This is a genomic window from Janthinobacterium rivuli, from assembly GCF_029690045.1.
GTDB lineage: Bacteria > Pseudomonadota > Gammaproteobacteria > Burkholderiales > Burkholderiaceae_D > Janthinobacterium > Janthinobacterium rivuli.
In genome coordinates this window covers 6,060,794-6,075,298 of the sequence record NZ_CP121464.1, presented here as the reverse complement: position 1 = coordinate 6,075,298, position 14,505 = coordinate 6,060,794, and the positions used below count along the sequence as shown (strand labels likewise).

Sequence of the window (14,505 nt, the reverse complement as noted above, 5' to 3'; positions counted from 1 at the left end):
AAATCATGGGTAGAATTATCGGTATCGATCTGGGAACCACGAATTCCTGCGTTTCCATCATGGAAAACGGTCAACCAAAGGTAATCGAAAACGCTGAAGGCGCACGCACGACGCCGTCGATTATTGCTTATCAAGAAGATGGCGAAATTCTCGTCGGCGCGCCAGCGAAACGCCAGGCCGTGACCAATCCGAAAAACACGCTGTACGCAGTCAAGCGTCTGATCGGTCGCAAGTTCGACGAAAAAGAAGTCCAAAAAGACATCGCTCTGATGCCGTACCAGATCATGAAAGCCGACAACGGGGATGCATGGATCGGTGTACGCGACAAAAAACTGGCGCCGCCGCAAATTTCGGCTGAAGTCCTGCGCAAGATGAAGAAAACGGCAGAAGACTACCTCGGTGAAGAAGTTACCGAAGCCGTCATCACCGTGCCTGCGTACTTCAACGACTCGCAGCGCCAAGCTACCAAGGATGCCGGCCGTATCGCTGGCCTGGACGTCAAGCGCATCATCAACGAGCCAACCGCGGCAGCGCTGGCGTTCGGTCTGGACAAGACCGAAAAAGGCGACCGTAAAATTGCCGTGTATGACTTGGGTGGCGGTACGTTCGACGTGTCGATCATCGAAATCGCGGATGTTGATGGTGAGAAACAATTTGAAGTGCTGTCGACCAACGGCGACACCTTCCTGGGCGGCGAAGACTTCGACCAGCGCGTCATCGATTACATCATCGACGAATTCAAGAAGATCAACGGCATCGACCTGAAAAAAGATCCGATCGCCCTGCAGCGCATCAAGGCTTCGGCCGAGCGCGCGAAGATCGAATTGTCGTCGTCGCAGCAAACCGAGATCAACGAGCCGTACATCGCCATGGCGAACGGCGCACCGGTCCACTTGAACCTGAAGATGACCCGCGCCAAGCTGGAGTCCCTGGTGGAAGAGCTGATCACGGCCACGATGGAGCCATGCCGCATTGCTATCAAAGATGCTGGCGTGAAAGTGTCGGACATCGATGACATCATCCTGGTCGGCGGTATGACGCGTATGCCGAAGGTGCAGGAAAAAGTGAAGGAATTCTTCGGCAAGGATCCACGCAAGGACGTGAACCCGGACGAAGCCGTCGCCGTGGGCGCAGCGATTCAAGGTTCGGTCCTGTCGGGCGAACGCAAGGACTTGCTGTTGCTGGACGTTACTCCTCTGTCCCTGGGTATCGAAACCCTGGGCGGTGTGATGACCAAGATGATTCACAAAAACACGACGATTCCGACCAAGTTCAGCCAGGTCTTCTCGACGGCCGACGACAACCAGCCTGCGGTGACCATCAAGGTCTTCCAGGGTGAGCGCGAAATCGCCGCCGGCAACAAGGGCCTGGGCGAATTCAATCTGGAAGGCATCCCGCCAGCATCGCGCGGCACGCCACAGATCGAAGTGACCTTCGACATCGACGCCAACGGCATCTTGCATGTCGGCGCGAAAGACAAGGCCACCGGCAAGGAAAACAAGATCACGATCAAGGCCAATTCCGGCTTGACCGAGGCTGAAATCCAGAAGATGGTCAAGGATGCCGAGCTGAACGCGGAAGAAGACAAGAAGGTCAAAGAATTGGCCGAGTCGCGCAACCAGGCCGATGCTCTGGTACACTCGACCCGGAAATCCTTGACCGAATACGGCGACAAGCTGGACGCGGGCGAGAAAGAGAAGATCGAAGCGGCGATCACCGACCTGGAAGCAAGCATCAAGGCGGGCGACAAGGCTGAGATCGACGCCAAGGTGGAAGCACTGTCGAGCGCATCGCAGAAATTGGGCGAAAAAATGTATGCCGACATGCAAGCGCAGCAAGCTGCCGGCGGCGCGGAAGGTGCACAGCAAGCTGCTGGCGCATCGGACGCAGGCGCCAAGCAAGACGACGTTGTTGACGCTGACTTCAAAGAAGTCAAAGACAGCAAGTAATGTCTTGCGCTCCCATGAACTGGGGGCAGCCGGGCTGAACGCTACATCGCGGGATTAGCCGCGAAGACCGGCCGAGCCGAGTCGCTGCGCCTAGCGCAGCACTCGACTCGGCTTTTTCGTGTAATTTTTACATCAGTAGATAGACTGCAAGGTGCCGACAACATGGCAAAGCGTGATTTTTACGAGACACTCGGTGTCGCAAAAAATGCTTCGGAAGAAGAGATCAAAAAGTCTTACCGTAAACTGGCGATGAAATACCATCCGGACCGCAATCCGGATAGCAAAGAATCGGAAGAAAAGTTTAAGGAAGTCAAAGAAGCCTACGAGATGCTGACCAATCCGGAAAAGCGCGACGCGTATGACCGTTATGGTCACGCTGGCGTGGATCCGAACATGGGCGGCGGTGGCGGCTTCGGCGGCGGTGCTGGCGGCTTTGCCGACAGCTTCGGCGATATCTTCGGCGACATCTTTGGCGGTGGCGGTGGACGCAGCCGCAATGCGGGGCCACAGGTGTACCGTGGCGCCGACTTGCGCTACAACCTGGAAATTACACTGGAGCAAGCCGCGCACGGCTTCGACACGACCATCCGCGTGCCGAGCTGGGACAAGTGCGACACTTGCCACGGCAGCGGCGCCAAGCCGGGCACGTCGCCCACCACCTGCGGTACCTGCGGTGGCCACGGCCAGGTGCGCATGCAGCAAGGTTTCTTCAGCATCCAGCAAACCTGCCCGAAATGCCATGGCAGCGGCAAGGTCATCACCGACCCGTGCACACCATGCGGCGGCGCCGGTCGCATCAAGCGCAACAAGACCCTGGAAGTGAAAATTCCAGTCGGTATCGACAACGGCATGCGTATCCGTTCGTCCGGCAACGGCGAACCGGGCACGAATGGCGGTCCGTCGGGCGACCTGTATGTGGAAATCCACATCAAGCCGCACGCCGTATTCCAGCGCGAAGGCGACGACCTGCATTGCGAAATGCCGATCTCGTTCACCAAGGCGGCTTTGGGCGGCGAAATCGAAGTGCCTACCCTGAACGGCAAAGTGTCGTTCACGATCCCGGAAGGCACCCAGTCGGGTAAAACCTTCCGCCTGAAAGGCAAGGGCATCAAGGGTGTGCGCTCCGGTTACGCGGGCGACCTGTTCTGCCACGTGGCTATCGAAACGCCCGTGAAACTGACGGAAAAACAGAAAGACCTGCTGCGCGACTTTGAAAAGTCGACCACCGAGGGCGGTGCCAAGCACAGTCCGCAAAGCAAGACCTGGAAAGACAAGGTCAAGGATTTTTTTGAATAAGCACACGTAATACCATGCGCCGGGATGCTTCAACATCCCGGCGTTTTTTTCATCACGACTGAGCAATGTGCGCGCATCGCCGGCCTATGGGCGCGATCTGCCGCCAATGCAGTCGTACGTACACAATGGGAGCGATATGACCGAACAGAAAAATGGCCCGGCCCTGGCGGAACTGCTGCAGCGTAACCGCCGCTGGGCCGACTCGATGGTGGCGAAAGACCCGAACTTCTTCAAGAACCTGGAAGCGCAAACGTCGCCCGAATACCTGTGGATCGGCTGCTCCGACAGCCGCGTGCCAGCGAATGAATTGCTGGGCATGGCGCCTGGCGACGTGTTTGTGCACCGAAATATTGCCAACGTGGTCGTGCATTCCGACCTCAATTGCCTGTCCGTCCTGCAATTTGCCGTGGACGTGCTGAAAGTCAAACACGTCATCATCGTCGGCCATTACGGCTGCAAGGGCGTGCATGCGGCCATGACGGGCACGCGCATCGGCCTGGTCGACAACTGGCTGCGCCACGTGCAGGACGTGGGCCAGAAGCACGAGCGCTACCTGGGCGACGTGCTGACCAGCCGCCAGCGCGGCGACCGCTTGTGCGAACTGAACGTCGTGGAACAAGTCTTGAACGTGTGCCAGACCACCGTCGTGCAAGATGCGTGGGAACGGGGCCAGGAACTCAGCGTGCACGGCTGGGTCTATGGCTTGAAAGATGGCTTGCTGAATGACCTGGAAGTGACCGTCACGGCTGGCCACGAACTGGCGCCGCGCATGGCGACGCGCCTGGCCCGCTACGAAGCAATCGCTTAGTCGATGCTGGCGCCGTGCCTACGGCGCCGCATTGTCCAGGCGGTCCAGGTAATCGGCCGCCTCCCGCACGCCCTCCTGCGCCGCCTGGCGCAGCCAGGTTCTGGCCTGGGGAATGTCTTGCGGCGTGCCCCGGCCTTCGGCCAGCGCCACGCCATAGTGGTAGCGCGCCAGCCGCGCATAGGCCGCGTCATCATTCGTATGCGCGCCGCGCCGCATCAGCGCCGTCGCCTGTTGCAAGTCCTTAGTCACGCCGATGCCCGTTTCGTACAGCTGGGCCAGCCAAATCATCGAATACACATCGTTCCAGCGCCGGATGCAATCTTCAAAGATGGCGACGGCGGACGCATGGTCGCCCGTCTTGTCGGCCGCATAGCCGTACAAACACTTGATGCGCTTGTCGCTGTGCACATAGGCTTTGTAGCTGAGATCACTTTCGCCCTCGCTATCCTGGGCGTGGACGAAAGCAGGGAACAGCAAGGCGAGCAGCAGGGCGTAGGTGGGCATGGCTTTCCTGATCAACGATTGAAGCCTGGTAGATAAGCAAGTTGCGTGCTAGCGCGATTCCAAGGCAAATCCCGTGCTGCTGTGCCATTGCGTGACAGTGCCTGTTGCGGCGTGGCACAACGCGCCGCGCATATCCATATCAGAAATGCTTCGTTTGCAGGATGGGCGAGCAGGCATACAGTGGACTTCCCCAGACTCTTGGCGAATTCCCATGTCGGCCGTCCTGAAACCCAAGTACTCCACCAGCCATTTCCGTATCGAGACGTTCGATGCGCCCCTGGGCGCGCAAGTGCTGGGGCTGGACCTGGCGCAGCCGCTGTCACTGGACGACTTCCAGCGCCTGCACCACGCCCACCTCGACCATCACGTGCTGGTGTTCCGCGACCAGCGCATCACGCCGCGGCAGCAGGTCGATTTCAGCCGCCGCTTCGGTCCGCTGCAAATCCACGTGCTGCGCCAGTTCCAGCTGCCCACGCAAGCGGAAGTGCTGATCATCTCGAACATCGTTGAAAATGGCCAGCCCATCGGCCTGGGCGACGCGGGTCATTTCTGGCATTCCGACCTGTCGTACAAGAAAGTGCCCAGCCTCGGCTCCATGCTGCACGCGCAAGAGTTGCCGCAGGACGGCGGCGATACCGTGTTCGCGAATATGCATCTGGCGTGGGACAGCTTGCCTGCCGCGCTGCGCCACGCCGTGCGCGGCGCCCGTGCCGAACACAGCTACCTGAGCCAGTATGAAGAATTGCGCCGCCGCAATCCATGGCGGCCGGCCCTGACGCAGGCGCAGATCGATGAAGTCCAACCCGTCACCCATCCCGTCGTGCGCGTGCATCCGGAAACGGGACGCCGCGCCCTGTTTGTCAGCGAACATTTCACCACGCGCATCGTCGGCTTGCCCGACGATGAAAGCCGCGCCCTGCTCGACGAACTGTTTGCCCATAGCTTGCGCCCGGAGCACCTGTATGTGCACCGCTGGCAGCCGTACGACCTGGTGTTCTGGGATAACCGTTCCCTGATGCATTTGGCGACGGGTTGCCCGCCCGAGCAGCGCCGCAAACTGTATCGCACGACAATTGAAGGCGATGCGCCGTACTGATTTTTCCCTGTAAGCCTGACCCAAGGAGTGTCCATGTTGCCGATCTTTAGCTTTTCCCGCCGCCTGCTCGCCACCATCGCCGTGCTGTGCATGGCCATGCCCATGGCCCGGGCCGAAGGTCAGATCCGCATCGCGGGCCAGCATGGCATCACCTTCTTGCTGCTCAATATTGCGCAGGAACAAAAGCTGATTGAAAAGCATGGCAAGCAGCAGGGCGTCGATGTGAAGGTCGAGTGGATTACCCTGTCCGGCGGCCCTGCCATCAACGATGCTTTGTTGTCGGGCAATATCGATATCGCCGGGGCCGGACTGGGGCCGCTGCTGACCATCTGGGACCGCACCAAAGGCCGGCAGAATGTACGCGGCGTGGCGTCGCTGGGCAACTTCCCCTACTATTTGGTCAGCAACAATCCCAAGGTGAAAACCCTGGCCGACTTGACGGACAAGGATCGCATCGCCTTGCCTGCCGTCTCCGTCTCCGTCCAGGCGAGGATATTGCAAATGGCCGTGGCGAAACAGTGGGGCGACAAGGAATTTGCCCGCCTCGATAAAATCACGCAAACCCTGCCACACCCGGACGCGGCCGCCGCCATCATCGCCGGCGGCACGGAGCTCAGCGGCCACTTCGGCAATTCGCCGTTCCAGGAACAGGAACTGGCGCAAAACCCGAACGCCCACATCATCCTGAACTCGTACGACGTGCAAGGCGGCCCCAGCTCGTCGACCTTGCTGTATGCGACGGAAAAATACCGCAAGGACAATCCGAAAACCTACCGCGCCTTCATCGCCGCGCTGGCGGAAGCGGCGCAGTATGCGAGCAGCAACCCGCAAGGCGCGGCCGACATCTACATCAAGGTGAATAAAAGCAAGGTGGACCGCAATCTGCTGCTGAAAATCTTTGCCAACCCGCAAGTGCAATTTAAGATCGCGCCGCAAAATACCTATGGCCTGGCGCAATTCCTGCACCGCGTGAGCGCCATCCGCAACTTGCCCGACAGCTGGCGCGATTATTTCTTTGACGATCCTGCCATCACGCAAGGAGGCTGACATGAACGCGCCCGCTTTTCACCTGGTCCGTCCTCCCGTTGCGCTACAGCCGCTGCTCAGCGTCAAGCATGTCAGCCTGGAATACCGCACCGAGCAGCGCACCGTGCGCGCCACGCATGACGTGAGTTTCGACGTGTTTCGCGGCGACCGTTTCGTGCTGCTGGGACCATCGGGCTGCGGCAAGTCGTCCTTGCTGAAAGCCGTGGCCGGTTTCATCGCGCCGCGCGCGGGCAGCATCGCCATGCAGGGGCAGCCCATTCATAAACCGGGGCCGGACCGTGTCGTCGTGTTCCAGGAATTCGACCAGTTGCCGCCGTGGAAGACCGTGCTGGAAAACGTCATGTTCCCCCTGCTGGCCAGCAAGCGCCTGGACAAGCAGGCGGCCCGCGAGCGCGCCCATCACTGGATCGCCAAGGTGGGCCTGGCCGGCTTTGAGGATGCCCATCCGCATACCTTGTCGGGCGGCATGAAGCAGCGGGTGGCCATCGCCCGCGCCTTGGCCATGCAGCCGGAAGTGCTGTTGATGGACGAGCCGTTCGCCGCCCTCGATGCCTTGACGCGGCGCAAGATGCAGGAAGAGCTGAGCCGCCTGTGGGAAGAGCTGCGCTTTACGCTCGTGTTCGTTACGCATTCGATCGAGGAAGCGCTGGTGGTGGGCAACCGCATCCTGCTGCTGTCGCCCCATCCGGGCCGCGTGCGCGCCGAACTCAACAGCCATCAGTTCGGCTTGCACAGCGCGGGCAGTGCGGAATTCCAGGCCGCCAGCAGCCGTATCCATGGCTTGTTGTTCGATGAGGAAGTCGCTCCCGTCCCGCAAGCAGTGACCGCGCAGCGGGAGGCCGTATGAGCGCGCTGCTGGAGCCGCCTATCCGCCAGGAATTCGTCTACGCGGCGCCGCCGCCGGCCGGCGTCACGGTCGAGCAGCCGCTGTCGCGCTGGCAGCGTGTGAGCCAGCACGTGCTGTGGCGCAAGGCTTTCATTTTGCTCAGCCTGGCCCTGTTGTGGGAAGGCGCGGCGCGCTGGACGCAGAACGATTTATTGCTGCCCAGTTTTCTGCAGACGGCGCAGGCGTTTATCGGCGGCATCGCCAGCGGTGAATTGCTCACGCGCACGGCTGCCTCCCTCGTCGTCTTGCTGCAAGGCTATGCGGTGGGCGTGCTGGCCGCCTTCGTGCTGACCTTGCTGGCCGTGTCCAGCCGCATCGGGCGCGACCTGCTGGAAACCCTGACGGCCATGTTGAATCCCTTGCCGGCGATTGCCTTGCTGCCGCTGGCCCTGCTGTGGTTCGGCCTCGGGCGCGCCAGCCTGATCTTCGTCATCGTCCATTCCGTGATGTGGCCGCTGGCCCTGAACACGTATGCGGGCTTTCAGGGTGTGCCCGAAACCCTGCGCATGGCGGGCCGCAATTACGGGCTGAACGGCTTGCGCCTGGTACTGCACATCCTCGTGCCGGGTGCTCTGCCTTCCATTGTTTCTGGCTTGAAGATAGGCTGGGCGTTTGCCTGGCGTACCTTGATCGCGGCCGAGCTGGTGTTCGGCACCACGTCGGGGCAGGGCGGCCTGGGCTGGTACATCTTCCAGAACCGTAACGAGCTGTACACGGACAAGGTCTTCGCTGGTCTGGCGGCCGTCATCGTCATCGGTTTAATTGTGGAAAACCTTGGCTTTCGCAGCCTGGAGCGTGTGACTCTCAAACGCTGGGGCATGCAAAGATAGTTATTTCAGCATGCTGCGCGCCGCCGCGATGATTTGCCGCGACAGCTGCTCCATGCGCGGCGACTGCACCTTCCACGTGTGCCAGTACAGGGCCACGTCGGCCGGGGTCTTGGGCGTGAGCATTTCCACCAGTTCGCCATCCGTGTTCGCTTTCAGCAGCAGTTCGGGCACCATGCCGTAGCCGAGGCCGTAGCGGATGGCGTTGAAGTGCGAGGTGGCGCCCGGCACGTAATGGCAGGGGTAGGCGCCTTCGGGCAAGCCCAGCGCTTCTTGCAGGAACGACGATTGCAAGGTGTCCTTGCGCGTGTAGGCGACGACGGGCGCCGTGCGCGCCGCCTTGCGCGTCAGGCCGTGCGCAAACCACTGCTGGCGGAACGCGGGCGTGGCCACCAGCCAGTAGCGCATCACGCCCAGCGGTTCGGCCGTGCAGCCGCGCATGGGTTTGGCTTCCGTGCTGATGCAGCCGATCGCCATGCCCGTCTCCAGCAAGGTGTACGTGTGGTCCTGGTCTTCCACGGTCAGATCCAGCAGCACGCGCTCGCGTATCAGCACTTTCGACAGGGCCGGGAAGAACCAGGTGCCCATCGAGTCCGCATTCAGCGCCAGCACCAGGGTCAGCGGGGCATCCTGCTGCACCGCCAGTTCCGCCTGCAAGTCCGCTTCCAGCAGCTTGGCCCGTTTCAGATACTGCATCAGCCGCTGGCCCATGCGCGTGGCGCGCGCGGGACGGCTGCGCACGATCAGCGCATTGCCCAACTGGCTTTCCAGCGCGCGCACCCGCTGTGAAATGGCGGGCGACGTCAGGTGCAGCCGCAACGCCGCCTGCTCGAAGCTGCCCGTTTCGACGACGGCGCGAAACGCTTCCGTATGCTTGGGATTGAGATCCATGGCCACTACCTTACATAAGAAAAATTTATCAATACTAAATAATACTTACTTTTCATAAGGATGGATGTGTTGCAGTGCACAATGCCTCTTTGATGGAGTGCCGCGCGTCAGCGCGCGGCCTCCTGGCAGCAAGGAATACCACCATGGAAGCACAAGCGAACGACAGCACCACCCGCAAGCCCCAGTCCAAGCTGGCGCGCAATGTGAAATTCGGCCTGGGATTGACCCTGGGCCTGGGCATGGCCGCCGCACTGGCGGGCGGCTGGTGGCTGCGCCAGGCGTGGCAGGATTTGCCCGCCGTCGAGCACCTGGCCCAGTACAAGCCCGCTCTGCCGCTGCGTATTTTCTCGAGCGAAGGTGAGCTGCTGGCCGAGTACGGTGAAGAGCGCCGTGAATTCCTGCCGTTGAAAGACATCCCGCTGCGTATGCGCCAGGCCTTGCTGGCCATCGAGGATGCGCGTTTCTACGAGCATGGCGCCGTCGATTTCTATGGTCTGACGCGCGCCACGCTCGCCAACGTCGTCACGGGCCACCACGCGCAGGGCGCCAGCACCATCACCATGCAGGTGGCGCGCGACTTTTTCCTGTCGCGCGAAAAAACCGTGCAGCGCAAGCTGACGGAGATGCTGCTCGCCTACAAGCTGGAACAGCACTACGGCAAGGACAAGCTGCTGGAACTGTACATGAACCAGATTTACCTGGGCGAGCGCTCCTACGGTTTTTCCGCCGCCTCGAACATTTACTTTGACAAGCCGCTGGCGGACGTCAGCATCGCCGAAGCGGCCATGCTGGCCGGCTTGCCGAAAGCCCCATCGGCCTATAACCCCGTCGCCAACCCACAGCGCGCCACCGTGCGCCAGCATTACATCCTGCAGCGCATGCGCGAACTCGGCTACATCACGCCGGCCGAATACACGGCCGCCGTGGCGGAAAAACTGGCGCTGAACAAGGACCGCAACAGCTCCGTGCACGCGGCCGCGTATGCGGTCGAGGAAGCGCGTCAACTGATCCTGCAAAGCTATCCCGAAGGCGCTTACAGCATGGGCCTGGACGTGACGACCACCATCCGCATGGCGCCGCAAATCGCGGCCGACAAGTCGCTGCGCGATGGGCTCTTGAATGCGCAGGCACGGCGTGGCTACCGTGGCCCGGAAGCGCGCCTGGCCGCTTCCGAAGACAGCGTGGCGCGCCAGCTGGCCGCCTACCCGGACAGCGGAGAATTGCGCGCCGCCCTCGTGCGCAAAGTCGACACCGCCGGCAAGCGCCAGCTGACGGCGCAGCTGCGCAATGGCGACGAGATCGTGCTGACGGCCTCGGAAGCGCGCCTGGGTGGCAAGCTGCAATGGGATGGCAAGCGCGCCATCGTCGCGGGCAGCGTGATCCGCGTTGTGCACGACGCGGCCAAGAAGGGCTGGCTGGTCAGCCAGCTGCCCGAGATGGAAGGCGCGCTTATCTCCGTCGAGGCGCACAGCGGCGAAATCGTCGCCATGGCGGGCGGCTTCGATTTCTACCGCAACCACTACAACCACGCCATGCAGGCCTACCGCCAGCCCGGTTCCAGCTTCAAGCCTTTCGTGTATTCGGCGGCGCTGGAAAAGGGATATTTTCCCGGCACGGCCGTGGACGACACGCAGCGCTTGCTGCTGCCGCAGGAAACGGGTGCGCGGCCGTGGCGCCCGCGCAATTACGGCAACAACTATGAAGGCTTCATCAGCGTGCGGCGCGGCCTCGTGCGCTCGAAAAACCTCGTGGCCGTCAGCCTGATGCAGGCGGCCGGTCCCGGCTACGTGCAGCACTACGCCACGCGCTTCGGTTTCGAGGGCGCGCGCAATCCCGTCTCCCTGCCGCTGGCGCTGGGCGCGGGCGCCGTCACACCGCTGCAGCTGGCGCAATCGTATGCCGTGTTCGCCAATGGCGGCATGCAGATGCCGCCGAAACTGATCAAGGAAGTGCGCAGCCGCAGCGGAGAAGTGCTGTTCAGCGATGCGGCGCCACGCGCCAAGGATGCGCCTGCGCCCGGTACGCAAGTGATCTCCACGCGCAATGCCTACGTCATGGACAGCATGCTGCGCGACGTCGTCAAAAGTGGCACGGGACGCGGCGCGCTGGCGCTGGGGCGCGGCGACGCGGCCGGCAAGACGGGCACGTCGAACAACGCCTATGACGCCTGGTTCGCCGGCTATTCCTCGGGCCTCGTCTCCGTCGTGTGGCTCGGCTACGACCAGCCCAAGAGCCTGGGTAACGCCACCGGGGGGACGTTGGCGCTGCCCGTCTGGCGCGACTACATGCAGGTGGCCGTGCAGGGCCGCCGCGAACAGGTATTGGCCGAGCCGCCAGGCCTGGCCCTGCTCGACGGCGATTACGTGTATGCCGAATACCTGGCCGGCGACTGCCTGCAGGATAACTTTGCCTTTATCCACAGCAGTGTCGGCTGCGGCAGCGGCGGTGCGGACACGCGCATGGCGCACGGTGAAGCCGGCGATGGCGGCTCCGGCACGGGCACGAACGAAGCGCGCACCTTGAACGAAGCGCGCGAACGCGAACAAATTCTCAAATCATTTTCGGAAGAATAAGAGCATGCTGCTATATACGATTTACCTGGTGGCGATTGTCGCCGAAGCGATGTCCGGCGCCATCATGGGCATGCGGCGGGGCATGGACTTGTTCGGCATCTGCATGATCGGTACCGTCACGGCGCTCGGCGGCGGCACCGTGCGCGACGTGCTGCTGGGGCACTATCCGCTGGGCTGGATCGCGCATCCCGAATACCTGCTGTTTACCATCGGCGCGGCCATCGTGACGGCCTTTGTCGCGCGCTATTTGCACCATTTGCGCGCCATCTTCCTGCTGGTCGATGGACTGGGCCTGGTGGCGTTTTGCGTGATCGGCTGCGACATCGCCATGTCGGCCAAGATGCATCCGGCCATCGTCGTGCTGGCGGGGATGATCACGGGCGTCTTCGGCGGCCTGCTGCGCGATATCCTGTGCAACCAGATCCCGCTGGTGCTGCAGCGCGAAGTGTATGCCACCGTGGCCCTGTTTACGGGCGCCCTGTATGTGGGCCTGCTGCACTTCAAGGTCGACAGCTCGGTGGCGCAACTGGCGTCCATCGGCGCCGGCTTCCTGTTCCGCTTCCTGGCCCTGCACTTCGAGTGGCGCCTGCCGAATTTTAACGGCGACCGCATACGGGGTTTTGAATAAGGTAAAACGCTGCGTGATTATTTTCGCGCGCGTTTAACCCCTTTTTCTGCGCTGCCGCGTTTCATGTTGGACACCCCAGCCAACCGGAGAAGAAGCGATGCCCAGCGTCCTCAAGATCACATTGATACTGTCCCTGCTGCTGTCGGCAGGCAGCCACGCCGCCGGCACGGCGCCGCGCAAGACCCTGGCGCCGTTCGCCAGCGAGCAGGCCTTGAGCAGCTATCTGCAGCAGTTGCAGGCGCGCCAGGCGGCCCTGCAAAGGGAGCAGCAGAAACTGCAGCGCGCCACGGCGCAATCCATGTCGGCGCCGCCGGCTCCTCCCGCGCCGACGATGGCGAAATCCGCGCCGGCGGCATCGGCCGAAGCGGCGGAATCCGTCACCAATGTGCAGACGGCGGGCGTGGACGAAGGCGGCATCGTCAAGCTGCATGGCAAGCACCTGGTGATGCTCCGGCGCGGCAAGCTGTTTACCGTGCAGGTGGGGGGCAATGCCCTGCAACCCGTGTCGTCGCTCGACGCGTTCGCGCCGGGCAGCGACCCGTCGGGCAGCTGGTATGACGAGATGCTGATCGATGGCGACACGGTCGTGGTGATCGGCTACAGCTACAGCCGTGGCGGCACGGAGATCGGCCTGTTCGACGTCAACGCCGACGGCAAGCTGGCCTACCGCTCCACCTATCACTTGCGCTCAAACGACTATTATTCGTCGCGCAATTACGCGAGCCGCCTGGTCGGCGGCAAACTGGTGTTCTATTCGCCCCTGTCGCTAAATTTGCGCCGGGGCGACCCGTTCGGCGGCTTTCCCGCGCTGCGCCGCTGGCGTCCTGACGCCGTGCCGTCCGACTTCAAGCGCATCGCCCCGGCCACGCGCATCTACCGCACCGATGAAGAACCGGAAACGGGCTTCGGCCTGACCCTGCACACGGTCACCGTGTGCGACCTGGCGCAGCGCGACATGCGCTGCGAAGCGACGGCCGTGATGGGGCCCCAAGGCCGCGTGTTTTATGTGTCGGGCGAATCCGTTTTCGTGTGGACCACGCGCCGCGGCAGCGACTCGGGCGTGTTCCGCATTCCCCTCGATGGCAGCGCGCCCAGCGCACTGAAGGTGGCGGGCGCGCCCGTCGACCAGTTCTCGTTCCTCGAAAGCCCTGACGGTCACCTGAACGTGCTGCTGCGCGCCGAAGGCCAGGGCGACGCCATGTGGGATGGCGCGCGCGGGCGCGGCGACATGGCCTTGCTGCGCGTGCCATTGGCGTCGTTTTCCGATGGCCGCGACAGCGCGCCCGCCAGCAGCTACCAGCCGCTGCCCGGTGGTGGCGGCTATGGGCTGCAAAACCGTTATGTGGGATCCTATCTCTTGTACGGCAATCCGGGCAATCCCGGACGCCGTCAGGCGGACCAGGCCTGGCCGCGCCAGCCACTGTATGCCGTGCGCTGGGCCGATGCGGGCAGCGTGCAAGCCTTGTCCCTGCCGCATGGCGTCGAGCGCATCGAGGCGCTGGGCAATGACGCCGTGGTGATCGGCGCGCAAGGCAGGGATCTGCACTTCAGCACCATCCGCCTGGGGGCGCAGGCGGCGATCGCCACGCGTTACATCCGCGCGGACGCGGCGCAGGGCGAGTCGCGCAGCCACGGCTTTTTCTACAAGCCGCACACGGCCAGCGAAGGCCTGATCGGCCTGCCCATCTTGAGTGCGGACGAGCGGCCTGGCCTCAACAAGCCGGCCGCCTCCGTCCTGTATCTGCGCAACAATGGTTTGACATTGACGGAACTCGGTGCGCTGGCCGCGCGTCCCGGTCCGGCACCGGACGACGGCTGCCGCGCATCGTGCGTGGACTGGTATGGCAATGCGCGGCCATTGTTCCTGCAGGGCCGTGTCTTCGCCCTGCTCGGCTATGAAGTGGTGGAAGGGGCGCTCAAGGATGGACATATCCGCGAAGTGCGCCGCATCAGCTATGCACCCATTGCGTCCCCTGTTCGCTGACGGCGCAGGGAAATTG

General features: G+C 62.5%; 12 protein-coding genes. 10 read left to right on the top strand and 2 right to left on the bottom strand.

Annotation, left to right across the window (positions count from 1 at the left end; translation table 11 throughout):
• The first annotated feature begins 5 nt into the window (after positions 1–5).
• From dnaK to can, 3 genes are all read left to right on the top strand, one after another.
• On the top strand, positions 6–1,949 hold the full coding sequence (gene dnaK / locus P9875_RS27560; protein WP_034745982.1) for a molecular chaperone DnaK: 1,944 nt from the start codon (positions 6–8) through the stop codon (positions 1,947–1,949).
• A gap of 162 nt (positions 1,950–2,111) precedes the next feature.
• On the top strand, positions 2,112–3,245 hold the full coding sequence (dnaJ, locus tag P9875_RS27555) for a molecular chaperone DnaJ (RefSeq protein WP_034745985.1): 1,134 nt from the start codon (positions 2,112–2,114) through the stop codon (positions 3,243–3,245).
• A gap of 136 nt (positions 3,246–3,381) precedes the next feature.
• Positions 3,382–4,053: a carbonate dehydratase gene (can, locus tag P9875_RS27550; protein WP_035822585.1), complete on the top strand. Its 672-nt coding sequence runs from the start codon at positions 3,382–3,384 to the stop codon at positions 4,051–4,053.
• A gap of 18 nt (positions 4,054–4,071) precedes the next feature.
• On the opposite strand, the gene P9875_RS27545 is transcribed toward can, so the two are convergent.
• Positions 4,072–4,557, bottom strand: a complete 486-nt coding sequence (locus tag P9875_RS27545) for a tetratricopeptide repeat protein (RefSeq protein ID WP_176389697.1) — start codon at positions 4,555–4,557, stop codon at positions 4,072–4,074.
• 211 nt (positions 4,558–4,768) lie between these two features.
• On the opposite strand from P9875_RS27545, the gene P9875_RS27540 reads away from it, so the two are divergent.
• Genes P9875_RS27540 through P9875_RS27525 form a run of 4 tightly spaced genes read left to right on the top strand, consistent with a single transcriptional unit; the run spans position 4,769 to position 8,416 of the window.
• Positions 4,769–5,653, top strand: a complete 885-nt coding sequence (locus P9875_RS27540; RefSeq protein WP_278317173.1) for a TauD/TfdA dioxygenase family protein — start codon at positions 4,769–4,771, stop codon at positions 5,651–5,653.
• A 33-nt stretch (positions 5,654–5,686) separates the two neighbouring features.
• Entirely contained in the window at positions 5,687–6,700 is a 1,014-nt protein-coding gene (locus P9875_RS27535; protein ID WP_176389695.1) for an ABC transporter substrate-binding protein, read from the top strand.
• Between the two features lies 1 nt (position 6,701).
• Positions 6,702–7,547 carry an ABC transporter ATP-binding protein gene (locus P9875_RS27530; RefSeq protein WP_058048406.1) on the top strand — a complete coding sequence of 282 codons (846 nt, stop codon included), beginning with the start codon at positions 6,702–6,704 and terminating at the stop codon, positions 7,545–7,547.
• Positions 7,544–8,416, top strand: a complete 873-nt coding sequence (locus P9875_RS27525; protein WP_278317172.1) for an ABC transporter permease — start codon at positions 7,544–7,546, stop codon at positions 8,414–8,416. The genes P9875_RS27530 and P9875_RS27525 overlap by 4 nt, the downstream gene beginning before the upstream one ends.
• Here the strand turns inward: P9875_RS27525 and P9875_RS27520 are convergent, their stop codons facing one another.
• On the bottom strand, positions 8,417–9,310 hold the full coding sequence (locus P9875_RS27520; protein ID WP_278317171.1) for an HTH-type transcriptional regulator ArgP: 894 nt from the start codon (positions 9,308–9,310) through the stop codon (positions 8,417–8,419).
• Positions 9,311–9,447: 137 nt separating this feature from the next.
• On the opposite strand from P9875_RS27520, the gene P9875_RS27515 reads away from it, so the two are divergent.
• The 3 genes from P9875_RS27515 (at position 9,448) to P9875_RS27505 (ending at position 14,489) form a co-directional block, all read left to right on the top strand.
• Complete coding sequence (locus P9875_RS27515) at positions 9,448–11,877, top strand: penicillin-binding protein 1A (RefSeq protein ID WP_278317170.1); 2,430 nt, start codon at positions 9,448–9,450, stop codon at positions 11,875–11,877.
• Positions 11,878–11,881: 4 nt separating this feature from the next.
• A complete protein-coding gene (locus P9875_RS27510) occupies positions 11,882–12,505 on the top strand; it encodes a trimeric intracellular cation channel family protein (RefSeq protein WP_035822575.1) in 624 nt (207 codons plus the stop codon).
• A 97-nt stretch (positions 12,506–12,602) separates the two neighbouring features.
• A complete protein-coding gene (locus tag P9875_RS27505; RefSeq protein ID WP_278317169.1) occupies positions 12,603–14,489 on the top strand; it encodes a beta-propeller domain-containing protein in 1,887 nt (628 codons plus the stop codon).
• Positions 14,490–14,505 lie beyond the last annotated feature (16 nt).